At 66.4% G+C, this 14,154-nt stretch carries 13 protein-coding genes; 1 reads left to right on the top strand and 12 read right to left on the bottom strand.

What is annotated here, in order from left to right; all coding sequences use genetic code 11:
- Nucleotide 1: 1 nt before the first annotated feature.
- Genes nikC through NATPE_RS06520 form a run of 3 tightly spaced genes read right to left on the bottom strand, consistent with a single transcriptional unit; the run spans nt 2 to nt 3,398 of the window.
- Nucleotides 2-910 carry a nickel transporter permease gene (nikC, locus tag NATPE_RS06530; protein WP_006179543.1) on the bottom strand — a complete coding sequence of 303 codons (909 nt, stop codon included), beginning with the start codon at nt 908-910 and terminating at the stop codon, nt 2-4.
- Entirely contained in the window at nt 907-1,857 is a 951-nt protein-coding gene (gene nikB / locus NATPE_RS06525) for a nickel ABC transporter permease (protein WP_015298846.1), read from the bottom strand. Before nikB ends, nikC begins: the two co-directional genes overlap by 4 nt.
- Nucleotides 1,854-3,398, bottom strand: a complete 1,545-nt coding sequence (locus NATPE_RS06520) for an ABC transporter substrate-binding protein (protein WP_015298845.1) — start codon at nt 3,396-3,398, stop codon at nt 1,854-1,856. The genes nikB and NATPE_RS06520 overlap by 4 nt, the downstream gene beginning before the upstream one ends.
- Before the next feature lie 871 nt (nt 3,399-4,269).
- Between NATPE_RS06520 and NATPE_RS06510 the strand changes: the two genes are divergently transcribed.
- Nucleotides 4,270-5,394 (top strand): tyrosine-type recombinase/integrase, encoded by a 1,125-nt coding sequence (locus tag NATPE_RS06510; protein WP_006179547.1) that lies wholly within the window; start codon nt 4,270-4,272, stop codon nt 5,392-5,394.
- A gap of 19 nt (nt 5,395-5,413) precedes the next feature.
- Here NATPE_RS06510 and NATPE_RS06505 read toward each other — a convergent pair whose 3' ends face one another.
- The 9 genes from NATPE_RS06505 to NATPE_RS06465 are packed head-to-tail and all read right to left on the bottom strand — an operon-like array spanning nt 5,414 to nt 13,933.
- A complete protein-coding gene (locus NATPE_RS06505; protein WP_006179548.1) occupies nt 5,414-7,270 on the bottom strand; it encodes a Na(+)/H(+) antiporter subunit D in 1,857 nt (618 codons plus the stop codon).
- On the bottom strand, nt 7,270-9,189 hold the full coding sequence (locus tag NATPE_RS06500) for a proton-conducting transporter transmembrane domain-containing protein (RefSeq protein ID WP_006179549.1): 1,920 nt from the start codon (nt 9,187-9,189) through the stop codon (nt 7,270-7,272). The genes NATPE_RS06505 and NATPE_RS06500 overlap by 1 nt, the downstream gene beginning before the upstream one ends.
- Nucleotides 9,189-10,814 carry a monovalent cation/H+ antiporter subunit D family protein gene (locus tag NATPE_RS06495; RefSeq protein WP_015298844.1) on the bottom strand — a complete coding sequence of 542 codons (1,626 nt, stop codon included), beginning with the start codon at nt 10,812-10,814 and terminating at the stop codon, nt 9,189-9,191. Before NATPE_RS06495 ends, NATPE_RS06500 begins: the two co-directional genes overlap by 1 nt.
- Complete coding sequence (locus NATPE_RS06490; protein WP_006179552.1) at nt 10,807-11,184, bottom strand: cation:proton antiporter subunit C; 378 nt, start codon at nt 11,182-11,184, stop codon at nt 10,807-10,809. The genes NATPE_RS06495 and NATPE_RS06490 overlap by 8 nt, the downstream gene beginning before the upstream one ends.
- Nucleotides 11,177-11,707: an MnhB domain-containing protein gene (locus NATPE_RS06485; RefSeq protein WP_006179553.1), complete on the bottom strand. Its 531-nt coding sequence runs from the start codon at nt 11,705-11,707 to the stop codon at nt 11,177-11,179. Before NATPE_RS06485 ends, NATPE_RS06490 begins: the two co-directional genes overlap by 8 nt.
- Nucleotides 11,708-12,247 carry a DUF4040 domain-containing protein gene (locus NATPE_RS06480; protein WP_006179554.1) on the bottom strand — a complete coding sequence of 180 codons (540 nt, stop codon included), beginning with the start codon at nt 12,245-12,247 and terminating at the stop codon, nt 11,708-11,710.
- On the bottom strand, nt 12,244-12,627 hold the full coding sequence (gene mnhG / locus NATPE_RS06475; protein WP_006179555.1) for a monovalent cation/H(+) antiporter subunit G: 384 nt from the start codon (nt 12,625-12,627) through the stop codon (nt 12,244-12,246). Before mnhG ends, NATPE_RS06480 begins: the two co-directional genes overlap by 4 nt.
- Nucleotides 12,624-12,905 (bottom strand): cation:proton antiporter, encoded by a 282-nt coding sequence (locus tag NATPE_RS06470; RefSeq protein WP_006179556.1) that lies wholly within the window; start codon nt 12,903-12,905, stop codon nt 12,624-12,626. Before NATPE_RS06470 ends, mnhG begins: the two co-directional genes overlap by 4 nt.
- Nucleotides 12,902-13,933, bottom strand: coding sequence for a monovalent cation/H+ antiporter subunit E (locus NATPE_RS06465; RefSeq protein WP_006179557.1), 1,032 nt, complete (start codon nt 13,931-13,933; stop codon nt 12,902-12,904). Before NATPE_RS06465 ends, NATPE_RS06470 begins: the two co-directional genes overlap by 4 nt.
- Nucleotides 13,934-14,154 lie beyond the last annotated feature (221 nt).

The following is a 14,154-nucleotide window of genomic DNA, read 5'->3' as shown; positions in this document are numbered from 1 at the left end:
ATCACGTCGGTTTCTCGAGGGGTGTATCGTGGTTCGGATCGAGGACGTCACGGAGCCCGTCACCGAGCAGGTTGAATCCAAGGACGGTGAGCATGATCGCCGCGCCCGGAGCGTTCGCGAGCCACCACGCCCCCCGGAGGTGGTGGCGGCCGGTCGAAAGCATCGTTCCCCATTCGGGCGTCGGTGGCTGTGCGCCGAGGCCGATAAACGAAAGACCGGCCGTTCCCAGTATCACCGTTCCGAGGTTCATTGTCGCGAGAACGATGATCGGGCCGATGGTGTTCGGGAGGAGATGGCGGATGGCGATGCGATGCCGGGAGACGCCCATCAGCCGGGCCGCCTGGACGAACTCGCGTTCTTTCGTCGAGAGGACACTGCTGCGGACGAGACGGGCGTAGGATGCCCAGCCGACGACCGCGAGTGCGAGCATCACGTTTCGGAGGCTGGGGCCGAGAATGCCGGCGACCACGAGTGCGAGTACCAGCCCCGGGAACGCGAGTTGGACGTCGACGAGTCGCATCAGGAGTTCGTCGATCAGGCCGCCGGCATAGCCCGCGAGCAGGCCGATCGCCGTCCCGAGGACGAGCCTTATCGCGGTGACGGCGACGGCGATACCGAGCGAGAGCCGGGCACCGTATAGGAGTCGCGAGAAGACGTCCCGTCCGAGTTGATCGGTCCCCATCGGATGGGCCAGTGTCGGTGGCTGTAATCGATTCGCGAGTTCCTGACTCGACGGGTCGGTGGGTGCGACGACGGGACCGAACACGGCGGCGATCGTCAGGGTGGCGACGATCACCAGCCCGACAACGTTGAGCGGGTTCGCGAAAAACGCCGCGGTCGCCCGGGACGTCCGAACCGCACGGTACCGTCGTCGAAGGCCCGCCACGAGGGCCTCGAAACAGCCGATCACGCCGTCTCACCCCCGAGCCGGACGCGGGGATCGAGATAGCGGTACGTGAGATCGACGACCAGGTTCGTTACGACGAAGACGACCGCGGTAACGAGGGTGACCCCCTGTACGACCGGGTAGTTGCGTTCGAACACCGCATCGACGAGCAACGTACCAAGCCCCGGCCGCTGGAAGATTATCTCGACGACGACTGCGCCGTTCAGCAATGTCCCCAACTGGAGGCCGAGAACCGTTACGACCGGGACGAGCGCGTTTCGCAGCGCGTGTTTGTAGACGACGATCCGCTCACGGAGTCCCGTCGAGCGGGCGGTATCGACGTACGCTTCGTCGAGGACCTCGAGCATGGAACTTCGGACGAGTCGCGTGACGACGGCAGCCATGCCGGTACCCAGTGTGATCGCTGGCAACACGAGGTGGCCGACGCTGCCGGCACCGGCGACCGGGAAGACGCCGAGCGTCAGCGGGAACAGCAGGATCAGCAGGTACGCGAGCCAGAAGTTCGGCATCGAAACGCCGAGTAGCGCGCCCAGTTGGCTTGCATAGTCGATCGAGGAGCCTTGGTGGACGGCGCTGGCGACGCCAGCGGGGATCGAAATCGCGAGCGCGACGACCATTGCGGCAAGGGCCAACTCGAGTGTCACCGGTAGCGCCTCCACGATCAGCGTCGAGACCGGCGTGTCGCTGTAGTACGACGTGCCGAGATCGCCCCGGCAGACGTCCAGCAGCCAGTTCAGGTACTGGACCGGGACCGGCTCGTTCAGGCCGTTTTCCGCCCGAAACGCCTCGATTTCGGCCGCAGAGGGCTGGCGGCCGAGCTGCTGGGAGAGAATGATCTCGGCCGGCTCGCCGGGCGTGAGAAATATCAGCCCGTACGTGACAAGCGAGACACCGACCGTAACGGCAAGCGACGTCGTGAGTCGGGACGCGAGGTAATCGTAGGTAGTCATCGTGAGGTCGTTCGCGTCAGGTCGCTCCACTCGGCGAACTTCTCGATCGGATGGAGTTCGAGACCGTCGAGCGCGGCGTCGGCGGCGACGACGTACTCCTGGTAGAACAGCGGGACGACGACGGCCGCCGCCATGATTTTCCGCTGTGCCTCGATGTAGGCGTCGCGTTTCGCGGCCGGGTCACGCGCCTGATAGCCGGTCTCGATGAGGTCATCGACCTTGCCGCCGAGGTTGTACAGCCCGGTCCCGTCGGCCTCGTAGCGGTTCTTGTTGTCGACACCCATCGTGTGGAAGTTCTCCCACATGAGATAGTCCGCGCCGGGGCTGTTCGATCCCGTACTCCCGACCAGAAGGTGGAACTCGCCGCGGTCCGTCAGGTCGTTTATTGCTGCGCGCTCGCGGACTTCGAGACTGACATCGACGCCGATTTCCTTGAACGACGACTGGAGAACTTGTCCGATCGTCCTCCCGTCGTCCATATCGGTGTCCACGAGACAGGTCAGTTCCGAGCCGTCGTAGGCCGACTGATCGACGAGGTCACGCGCGGTGTCCCGATCGCGTTCGTAGGTCGGCAGTTCGTCCTCGTCGACCCAGTCGATGACCGTCGATATCGGGCCGCGGGCCGGCTCGCCGACCCCCTCGAGTACCGTCTCGACGAGTTCCGTCTGGGAGACCGCGTAGTTGAGCGCGCGCCGCAGGGCCAGGTCGTCGGTCGGGTCGCGATAGATGTTGAGCCAGACCGAAACCGCCCCCGCGGACTGCTGGGATTCGACGCGAACGTCGTCGCGATCGCGAAACGATGAGAGGCGACTTTTGGCCGGCATATAGATCAGATCGACCTCGCCGCTCTCGAGGAGATCGGTCCGCGTCGTCTCGTCTTCGGCCGCCCGGAACGTGAGTTCCGTCGGGGCCGGTTTGCCGCCCCAGTAGTCCGCGAACCGTTCGACGCGGACGTACTGCCCGCGCCGGATTTCCTCGAGGGTAAACGGTCCGGTACCGATGATCTCGCCCGCCTGCCGATCGGCTGCGGGCGGCTGGATGTCGATCATGTTGTGGGCGATCGTGCCGGGGAAGCCGGGGAACGGGTCCGTCGTCTCGAACGCGACGGTGTATTCGTCGCGTTTCGTGACGCTGCCCGGTTCGAGGTGGAGCCACCCGTAGACGAAGTCGCCGCGCTCGGAGAGGATGTTCTCCTCGAAGGTGTAGACGACGTCGTCGGCAGTCAGTTCCGCACCGTTGTGAAAGCGGACGCCCTTGCGGAGTTCGAACTCCCAGGTGGTGTCGTCGGTGGCGGTCCAGTCGGTCGCGAGCCACGGTTTCGGTTGCATATCGTCAGTGCCCCAGACCAGCGGCTCGATGACGCGTGTCCAATAGGGAGCCATGCCGCCCCAGTTGTCGTATCGACTGGTGTCGGTCGGATCCGCCGCCAGCCCGATCGTAAATGCGGTCTCGTCGGCCGTGTCGCCGGTTGCACACCCGGCAAGAGAGGCGAGTCCCCCACCGGCGATGCCGGCGAGTACCCGTCGACGTGACTCGTCCATCAGTGTCCCCTCACCGAACCTCGGGTTCGGGAGTTGTCGTTCGGGCGACGCCGTCGACACCGCCTCCCGCCGCGGAACGACCGGGCCGTCGCCGGTGTCGATACGTCACGGCCACCGTGGCCATCACTCCGCATCGATGTTTCGTTTCCAACCATTGTGAAACCTGAATTTCAGTACTGAAACTATACTTGTAAATATTCTGCTTCGATTTCGGTCCGACCGCCGAGCGAACCGAGACCTCGAGTGCGTCGCTACACCGCAGCGAGCGCCGCTCGAGAGACGCGGTGCTGACCATACTGTCCTGGGCCCGTGTCGACCAGTAGCAACGCTCGCGAGACCAGAACGGTGCTAGACGTCGGGGAGTGAAACGGGTTCTGCGACCTGTTTGACGGACTCGTAGCGCTGTTCGGCCCAAGTGAGGGCGGCGGGCGTGTCGGTACCGATGGGCAGCCGAAACGAGCGCCACGCCGACGATCGACCGAGCCGTCGTCGGGCGCGCCGCCGCTCAATTCGTACGATTCGGAGTGACTGACGCATTCGTACGGTGATCGACCGCGTCATTCAGTATCGACTATCGAAAAATTGTCAGCCGGTATACTCGGTTCTGAATGTCGAGCCGGCCGCCAAGAACGAGCGGGTAGGTCCCCGACGGTTTCGGATGGGCCGGATTCCGTCGCCGGCCCTCGCTCGCGTGTGATCGCAGTTTTTTCGACCAGTGTGGATTCGAAACACAGATTTAGGGCCGTGGAACAGGAACACACGAACCGATGACCACTGGCGTCACCCTCGAGAGTCGTGCCGACCGGCAGGATCGGACTGGGCGACGGCGATCCGGGGCGACAGACGCGGGCGTCGGGCGGGTGATCGCGCCGTGACCGGCGTCGCGATCACCGATGCGGTCGACACCTACATCCAGCGCAAGGCGGTGGGCGATCCCGATGGCTCCGGCGCGGGTGCTTACGCCTCCAACGCCGAGTCGATCCTGCGGCGGTGGGCCGAGTGGCTCGAGACCGACCACGGGATCCGATCGATCGACGCCCTTGCAGTCGATCACATGCGCGCCTACGCCGCGGAGCTTCGCCGCCGGACGGAACGGGGCCAGTACACCGCCTCGACCGCCGGCACCTACTACGCCGTGGTTCGGGCGTTCCTCTCGTGGTGCGTTCGTGGCGGCATCCTCGAGACCAATCCCGCCGCGACCGACCGGGCCGAGGCAGCGCTGCCGACCGCCGACGCCCGGCCCACAAGCGACTCGTGGACGGCCGACCAGCGTCGCGAACTCGAGCGCCACGTCCGCGAGCGAGCGCTCGAGTCGGGGACCCGGTCGACGAGCGAGCGCCGAACCCGCCTGCGCGAGTACGCGATGGTGGCGGTCCTCGCCCACTCGACGGTCCGGGGCTCGGAGCTGTTCCGGGTCCCCGACGACGACCGCCGTGTTGGCGCGACGTGGGACGACGTGGACTTCTACACGGGGACGATCCGCGTGTTGGGCAAGTCCCAGCGCCTCGAGGACGTCCCGCTCCCGGCCCGAGCGCGGACGCCGCTGCGTCGGTATCGGATCGTACTGGACCCGCCCGCGAACGACTGGCCGCTGTTTCCGACCGGCCACGCCCCGTCGATCGCCCGCCGCGTGCGGACGGTCCTCGCCGAGCGTGGCCACGACGAAGCAGAGATCGAGTCGCTGCTCGAGACCTCGACGGCCCGGGAACTCGCCCGCGAGCGTGCGATCGCGCCGCCGGCGATCACCACCGAGGGGGCGCGGTCGGTTCTACGCCGGCTCTGTGAGGCGGCTGGGCTCGAGGTCGACGGCGACTACTTGACGCCACGCGGGGTCCGCGGGGACCGGATCGACGACGACTACCGACAGGAGGCGACGGCCTCGAAGCCGACGCTACGGGCCTCGGTGTTAGAGCAATCGATCGCCGTCCCACCGGAGGAGCCGCTGGTCGTCGATGCCGAGCCGGTCGAGGGCGAGGAGTCTAGCGATTCCGGCTGAGAAAGCGGTCGTCGAACGATCAGACGACGAGCAGCCAGAGGACCACCGTCAGGACGAGCGTCAGTAGGAGGACGGTCGTTCCGATGCTCGTTCGGAGGTGGATCGTCGACGGCCGGCCGCCGTCCGTCGGCTGCCGTTCCTCGACGTCGACCAGCGGGAGCCGCCGTGCGGCCGCGTTGACCGCGAGGACGGGATTGTTTCCGATCCAGTAGCAGCGCTTGACGCCGCCGACGACGACTCGGTCGACGGCAGCGTAGATCTCGGTCACCGCGAGCATCGTCCATCGGCTGACGTGATAGGTTATGGGGTAGACGATCATCGCCGGATCCCCGAGGTCGAGTTTCGAGAGGGGCTTGCGGACGACGACGAACGTGATCGCGGCGACGGCAGTCAGAACGCCCGCCGTCTGGAGGTGGCTCGTGCTGTAGGGATGCATGTGGCCTTCGCCGTCGTTCGGATAGGCGAACGTGAACTCACCGCCGCCGTGGGCGTGCAGCGTCGGCGCGAGGTCGGCCAGCCCCTCCCACCAGACCCCGAAGAGGACGCAGGCTGCGCCGAGGCCGAGCATCGCGACGGTCTGGCCGGGCTTGGCGTCGGGAACCGAGACGTCGCTCTCTCCGTGGAAGAAGACGTAGTACCCGAGCTTGATAAAGGATAGTAGCGTGCCGATCGCACCGAGCCAGAGCAGCCAGTACAGCGGCTCGGAGGCCTCGATTCCGTAATAGTGGGGATCGGCTGCGTCGAAGAGCATCCCCTTGCTAACGTACCCGTTGAAGCCGGGAATCGCGGTGATCGAGAGCGCGCCGAGGCCGAACCCGATCGCGGTCAGGGGCATCTCACGCCAGAGCCCGCCCAGCTCGTACAGGTCCTCCTCGCCGGTCCGATAGATGACGACGCCGACGGCCATGAACAGCAAGCTCTTGAACAGGATATTATTGAAGAGGTGACTCATCGCGCCAGCGACGGCGATTTCGCTCTCGATCATCCAGGCACCCATGCCGATCCCGGCGACGATGTAGCCGAGTTGGGCTTGGATGTGATAGGAGAGCAGCGCCCGCATGTCGTGTTGGAGTAGCGCGAAGGTCGCGCCGTAGACGGACATCAGGCCACCCATGTACGCGATGTAGATACCGAGGTCGCTCTCGGCACCGATCGGGAACGCCCGGTAGAGGACGAACGCGCTGGTCTTGGTCGTGTAGACCGAGAGGAACACCGAGGCGGCGATATGGGGCCGCGGGTAGGTGTCGGGCAGCCACGTGTGAACGCCGATGAAGGCGACGTTGACGCCCATTCCGAGTACCGCGAGCAGGGCCGGGATTCCGTCCGCGATCCCGGTCCCGTCGTAGATGAAGGTGCCCGTCTGGACGTAGTGGGCGGCGACTGCCAACATCACGAGGACGCCGCCGGTGCCGTGGAAGAGGGCATACCGGAAGCCGGCCCGGACCGCGTCGCCGCCGTAGTGCCAGACCACGAGCGTGCTGGTCACGGCCATCAGTTCCCACATGAACAACAAGACGAGCCAGTCGCCGGCGAAGGCCGCGCCGACCGACGAGGCCACGTAGACGAGCGCGAACGCGACCAGCGTCTTACTGGCCTCGCTCGAGTAGGCATAGATGACGCTACAGACCCCGAGGAAGCCCAGCCCGAGCCCGACCATTCGGGAGAAGTCGTCGATGTAGTAAGGGACGACCTCGAACCCGAGGAAGGTCCCGGCCAGGTGTTGGCCTTCCGGCGCGATCAGCGAGATCGCGAGGACGGCTGCCAGACTGAGCGCGCCGACGGTGAAGCCGGCGATCCGGGGCAGGACGAGGACGAGCAGTGCCGCCGCGAAGATCAACAGCGGCGGGTACGCAAGCGACAGGAGTTCGAGTTCCATCAGTTGTTCACCTCCGTCATGAGTTCGTCAAAGGGGACGGTCCCCAGTTCCTCGAAGGGCATTCCGAAGACCTCCTCGACGATCCGCGTCGCCAGCTCGAGGAAGACCGCGTAGTCGGGACCGACTCCGAGGACGATCGCGCCCGTCGCGATGACAGCGATGGGCGCGAGCATGAGCCACGTGCTTTCGGTAAACGGCGAGCGGCGCTGCCAGACGTCGGCCGGCGGCCCGCCGGTGAGGTGGTCGTCGTGGTTGCCGTGGTGGTCGACGGCACTGACTTGCCCGCCCACGGGGACGTCGGCATCGCTCGGGTACTCGTCGACGGCGTACTCGTAGTCGCCGTCGTCGGCTGCGGCGGCGTGTTCCGTCTCGGTCGCGTCCGCGTCGCCGGCAGGCGCATCGGCCTCGCCGTCGGTCGGCCGACCGCCGTCGGCGGCGACGTCGTCCCCCTCGGTGCGGTAGGACTGAACCAGCCCGCCGGCCGGGAACTCGAGCAGCGGCTTGGCGTCGTGGCTGTCCTCGCTCTCGAAGAAGGCGGTGTAGACGACCGGCCAGAAGTAGCCGACGTTAAGCACCGCCGAGAGCAACAGTGCGCCGGCAAAGAGCCAGTAGCTCCCGCCGACGTCCGCGCTGCCGATCAACATGTAGAACTTGCTGACGAAGCCGGCGACCGGCGGGAGCCCGGCCATGCCGGCCGCGCCGATCGTGAACGCCGCCATCGTCAGCGGCATCCGTTTGCCGATCCCTGCCATTTCACTGATGTAGTCCGTGTGGGTCTCGACGTGGATCGCCCCAGCACAGAAGAACAGCGTCAGCTTCGCGAACGCGTGGGCGGGAATATGGAACAGGGCCCCAACCACGGTATAGGGGTGCAGCAAGGAGAGTCCGAGGACGATATACGAGAGTTGGGCCGTCGTCGAGTAGGCCAGCCGGCGCTTGAGGTGGTCCTTCCGCATCGCGATGATGCTGGCCGCAGTCAGCGTGAACGCGGCGACGATGGCGACGGGGATGTTGAGCCCGATTTCGCCGATTCCCGGGACATCGAGCGGGAGATCGTAAATGAGTCCCGGCCCGTAGACCTCGAGGATGACTCGAGCGATGCCGAACGCGCCGGACTTGACGACCGCGACGGCGTGGAGCAGCCCGGAGACGGGCGTCGGCGCGACCATCGCATCCGCGAGCCAGGAGTGAAGCGGCATCAGCGCAGCCTTAACGCCGAAGCCGGCGATCAGGAGGAAGAAAGCGGCCTGTGCGTAGACCGGCTCAGCCTGTGCCGCCGCAGCCAGCGCCTCCATCCCGCCGGCCTCGAAGGCCAGCGTCGGCTCGCCGACGAGACTCGTCAGCCAGTAGATCATGACGGTGCCGGCGAGCAGGAAGACCCCGCCACCGAAGAACGTGTAGGTGAGGTACTTCCGGCCGGCGATGCGGGCCTCGCTGTCCTCGTTGTGGGCGACCAGCGGGTAGGTCACCAGCGACAGGAGTTCGTAAAAGACGAAGATCGTCACCAGGTTCGCGGCGAAGGCGATCCCGACCGCTGCCGAGAGGCTGGCGGCGAAGGAAGCGAAAAAGCGCGTCTGGGAGTGTTCGTCGAGCCCGCGCATGTAGCCCGCCGCGTAAAAGGAGGTAAAGATCCAGAGGAAACTCGCCAGTAGGGCGAAGAAGATCCCCAGCGGGTCGGCTCGCAGGGCGAAGTCCAGCCCTGCGAGGAACTCGACACCAGTCGAGTCGGCGAGGCTCCACCGGAAGACGGTCCCGTCCATGACCGCGGGGAGCATGCTCGCGACGATGGCGAACTTCGCGAGGGCGGCTAGGACGGACCACCCTTCGCGGAGGTTCGGCCGGCGATGCGACGCAACGATCAGGACGATCGCGACCACCGAGACGAGGACGGCCGCAAGCGGGCGGATGTCTGCGACCATCAGTTGAACACCTCCGTGAGGAACGGCTCGAGCAGGTCGGCGATCGTGCCGCCGGCGAAGCCGAGCGCGACGGCGACGACGGCGGCGATCACGACGACGGCGACCATGCCGATCGAGACGGGATCAGCCGCCCCCGCGCCGCGGATCGCGGCCGCGGCGTCGGTGTCGGCCGTTCCGCCGTCGGTCGCGGCCGCGGCGTCGGTGTCGGCCGTTCCGCCGTCGGTCGCGGCCGCGGCGTCGGTGTCGGCCGTTCCGCCGTCGGTCGCGGCCGGCCCCGGACGACTCGCGTCGGCGGGTGCCGACGGCGTGAAGTACATCTTCTCGAGCAGGCGAGCGGCGTAGGCGAGGGTGAGCATGGTGCTGAGGAAGATCACGGCTGCGACTGGCCAGAGCTGTGATTCGACGGCGCCCAAGGCGATGTACCACTTGCCGACGAAGCCGACGCCCGGCGGGACGCCGACTAGCGCCAGCAGGAGGACGGCCATGGAGCCGGCGACGAACGGCCGGCGTTTAGCGAGGCCGGCGTATTCGTCGACAGTGCGTGCGCCGTAGCTCGTCGCGACGAGTGCGGCAGCAAGGAAGAGGCCGGCTTTCAACACGCCGTGTCCGACGAGGTGGATGGCGGCACCGATCAGCGCGGTTTCGGACTCGCCGGCGATGACGACGCCGTAGGCGGCGAGTACCAGTCCGAACTGCGAGACCGACGAGTAGGCGAGCATCCGCTTGACCTCGGTCTGGATCACCGCCAGCACGGTGCCGGCGAGGACGCTCACGCAACCGATCGTCAGGACGATCGGAGCCACGTTCGGCGTGCCCGCGAGGTACTCGACCCCGAGGACGGTGACGATGATGCGGCCGAACGCGTACGCGGAGGCCGTCGAGACGAGCGCCGCGATCAGCGGCGTCACGCCGTCGGGGGCCCGCTGGTAGGCGCTTGGCTGCCACGTGTGCAGCGGCCACTGGGCGACCTTGACGGCGAAGCCGACGATCATGAACGCGATCCCGGCCCGGATCAGGGTGGTGTTGGCCTCGGGGATGGCGCCGGCGAGTTCGACCATGTTGAGCGTCCCCGTTGCCATGAAGACGAACGCAACCCCGATCAGGTACATCGAGGCGGCGACGGTCCCCAGGATCAGGTACTTCAGGGCCGCGACCGCCGCCTCGGGGCCGTCACCGCTGGCGACCAGGGCGTAGGTCGCGATGCTCGTGATCTCGAGGAAGACGAACAGGTTGAACACGTCGCCAGTCAGCGAGATGCCGAGCAGGCCGGCGGTCAACAGCAGGTAGGCGGTGTAAAACGTGTTCCCGCGCGGGCCGCCCCGGCGCGTGTACGCGAGGACGCCGGTCGCGACCGCAGTCACGAGCAGGACGATCAGCATCGAGAACTCGTCGGCGACGAGTTCGATCCCGTAGGTACGGGGGTAGCCGCCGAGCCGGTGGCTCACGTCTCCGTTGGTGTAGACGGCGTTCGCGAGGACGACGGCCCCGACGAACAGGCCGCTGGTCGTTGCTGCGGCGACCGACCAGCCGGTCCGGTCGAACCACAGCCCGAGCGCGATCGGCAGCGTCGCCGCCAGAATGGGAGCGGCGATCAGCAGCGGCGGCAGCAGGTCGATGCTACTCATCGGCACGCACCTCCCGGAGGGTGTCCTCGCGGAGCGTCCCGTACTCCGAATAGATGCGGATGATCAGCGCCAGCCCGACGGCGGTCAGCGCGATGCCGACGACGATGGCGGTCAGGACGATGACCTGCGGTAGCGGGCTCGCGACCATGACCTCGCCCGGCGTGCCCTCGTGGGGGACGATCGGTGCCGAGGCCCCGTCGACATCGATGTAGGCCATCGCGACGAAAAACAGGAAGATGGCCGTCTGAAACAGGTTCACCCCGATCAGCTTCTTCACGAGGTTCTCGCTGGCGATCACCATGTAGATCCCCAGTCCGAGCAGGACGAACGTCAGGACGTAGAGGTAGTGACTCGTCAGCAGCTCAATCATCGTCGCTCACCTCCGGCTCGGCCGCGTCCGGCGCGTCGTCGACGTCGACGCCGCTGACGCCACCGGTGCCGCTGGGCCGGTCGGGCGTAAAGCCCGCGGCCATCGTGAAGAAGAGGCTGATGATGACCCCCGAGACGATCAGCGAGATGCCGCCGATCTCGACGGCCTCGAGCCCCCACTTGGGCTTGATATGGAAGACCTCCTTGAGCTTGTAGAACTCGAGGAACTCCCCGCCGAGCGCGATCATCCCCAGCCCGATCGCGCCGAAGATGACGACGCCGCCGGTGACGAGACCCGTAATGAAGGAATTTCTGAGCCACTGCCGGGTCGGTTCGATCCCGAAGGCGAAAGCGAGCATGAGGACGGTGACGCCGACGACAGTCCCCCCTTGGAAGCCGCCGCCGGGGGCGTCGCCCCCGTGGAAGGTCATGAACAGCCCGTAGGTGAGCGTAAACGGTGCAATGATCTTGACGGCGGTCATGATCACCTGACTCTCGGTGTAGGTATCGTCGTAGTCGGACATTCAGGCGAACACCTCGCGTTTCAAGACGAGCAGCGTCGAGACGCCGGCGGCGAAGACGACGACCGCCTCGCCGAAGGTGTCGAACCCACGATACGCCGCGAGGACGGCGGTGACGGCGTTCTCGACGCCAGTCTGGTGGTACGTCTCCGTGATGTAGTGTTGGGTCACTTCGGGGTTCGACCAGACCGGCGTCTCCGTGCTGCCGACCGCGTACATCTCCGGCAGGACCGCGGTACACAGCAGGAGGACGAACGCGCCGACGACGACGACCGCCGGGACGTGGATCCGCTCTCTGAGCCGGTCGGTCGTGGGTCGGGTCGTGCGCGCGATCGTCAGTAAGAGCAACAGCGTCGTGACGCCGGCACCGATCGCGGCCTCGGTCATCGCCACGTCGGGGGCAAGCAGGAACGTATAGATGATCGCCATCCCGAGGCTGTAGGCCCCGAAGACGATAATCGTGGACAACACGTCGCGAAACAGCGCCGTCGCCACCGCCGTCGCGAGGACGAACGCGACGAGCGAGTAGACGAAGAGGCTCATCGATTCTCACCCTCCGTTTCGGCGGTCGCATCGTCCGTTTCGCCTTCCTCCGCGAGGATCGGTTCGACGCCGGTCTCGGCTGCCGATCGTGCGATCGCGTGGGCGGCCGTCGGGTTCGTGATGAACACGAAAAACAGCAACAAGACGGTATAGACCGCCGCGTGCTGCCAGCCGAAGGCCAGGGCGACGCCGGCCAGGGCAAAGCCCGCCCCGAGCGTGTCCGTCTGGGAGGCGGTGTGGGCCCGCGCGTAGATGTCCGGCAGTCGGAGGACGCCGATCGTCGAGACGAGCGTGAAGAACACGCCCAGTCCCAGCAGGACGACGATCGCCCAGAACCGGACCGTCTCGAGGGTTACCTGCAGCGGGGTCGGTTCGATCACAGCACACCACCCCGTTCGACGGTGAACTTCGAGATGGCGACCGACATCAGGAAGTTCAGCAGGGCGTAGATCAGCGCCACGTCGAGAAACCACCGCTGATCGAGTCCCGCCGCCAGCAGGGCGAGGATGACGACCGTGTTCGTCCCGAGGACGTTGACTGCAAGCAGTCGGTCCTGCGTGGTCGGCCCGACGACCGCCCGGTAGAACATCGCGATAGCCAACACGACGAACAGGCCGGCCGCGGCGAGGAAGACGTCCTCGAGCGGGACCGGCGTCACAACTCGTCACCTCCGACGATCTCGGCGTCGTCGCGTTCGCGCGGCGAGGGGATCGCGGCCGACTCGCGGCCGTAGAAGACGAATCTGATCCCTCGCTCCAGGCCGCCGTCGAAGAGATCCTCGCGGGCGGCGGGGATCAGCGTGTGGACCAGCAGCCGCTGGTCGGTGGCCCGGACGGTCAGCGTGCCCGGGGTGAGGGTGATGCTGTTGGCCAGCGCAGTCAGGGGTAGCCCGCTTCTGACTCGTGAGTCGACCTGCGTCAGCGTCGGCTCGATGGGCATCGACGGCCGGAGTATCACGGCCGAGACCGCGATGTTCGCCTTGACGATCTCCCAGAGCAGGTAAGGGATATAGAGGGCAAAGCGGACGACCCGGATCGGCGACTGGACACGGTCCAGCGGCACCGAAAACGTCACTCGCGCAAGGGAGATGGCGACGATGCCCGCGACCGCCGCGCCGGTAACCAGATCGAACCAGTAGGTGGGATCGCCCAGGACGAGATAGAAGCCATAGGAGACCATAAACGTCGCGAACAGTCGGTCGAAGTCCTCGCTTCCCGTGAGTCGGCCGCGGCGGGTCGAGCGCTCGACCGGTGCCTCGTCGTAGGCCAGTCCGATCCGGTCGAGTTCCCGCTCGAGGGGCTGGAGGATGCGGGCGGTGACGCCGGGCTCGTATTCGGGATCGAGGACGACTCGGTCGAGGTCGTTCTCGGCGGCGTAGGCGTCGAAGATCTCCGCGTAGTCGCGGGGACCGAAGAGGTACTCGTCGGCGCCCAGCGTCGCCGTCTCGATCGTCACGTCGGCCTCGCCGGCGTCTTCCTGAACCCAGTTGCGTGCCCGCGACAGCAGGTCGTCGGCGTCCTCGTGCTGGCGCGCGCTCTCGGGGACGTCGTCGTCGTAGGGAAGGGCAACGACCAGGTGACACTCGAGCGAGTCGGCACGCTCGAGGCCCGACTGGACGGCGTAACCGACCGTCTGTCGGACGGTCACCGTGTCCGACAGCGGGACGAGCAGGCGTTCAACCGCCACGGCCGTTCCCTCCGGGTGACCGTCGTTGGATATGCATGACTCTCGTTGGTCGAGTCAAGCGTCAGCCGTAGGAAAACGATTTCGTTATTCCCCAGCAGTCGCCCGATCCGTCGAATTCATTCGGATCGTTCGTGACGGTCTGAGTTCCGTTCCGTCGCACGGTCGACGGCGGAGAAATACGGTGCCGGCGGCGGACGATCGGTAGTTTTACAATCGGAGTT

The sequence above is a fragment of the Natrinema pellirubrum DSM 15624 genome, from assembly GCF_000230735.2.
Classification (GTDB): Archaea; Halobacteriota; Halobacteria; order Halobacteriales; family Natrialbaceae; genus Natrinema; species Natrinema pellirubrum.
The sequence above is the reverse complement of the archived record's forward strand: the minus strand, read 5'-3'. Positions and strand labels throughout refer to the sequence as shown.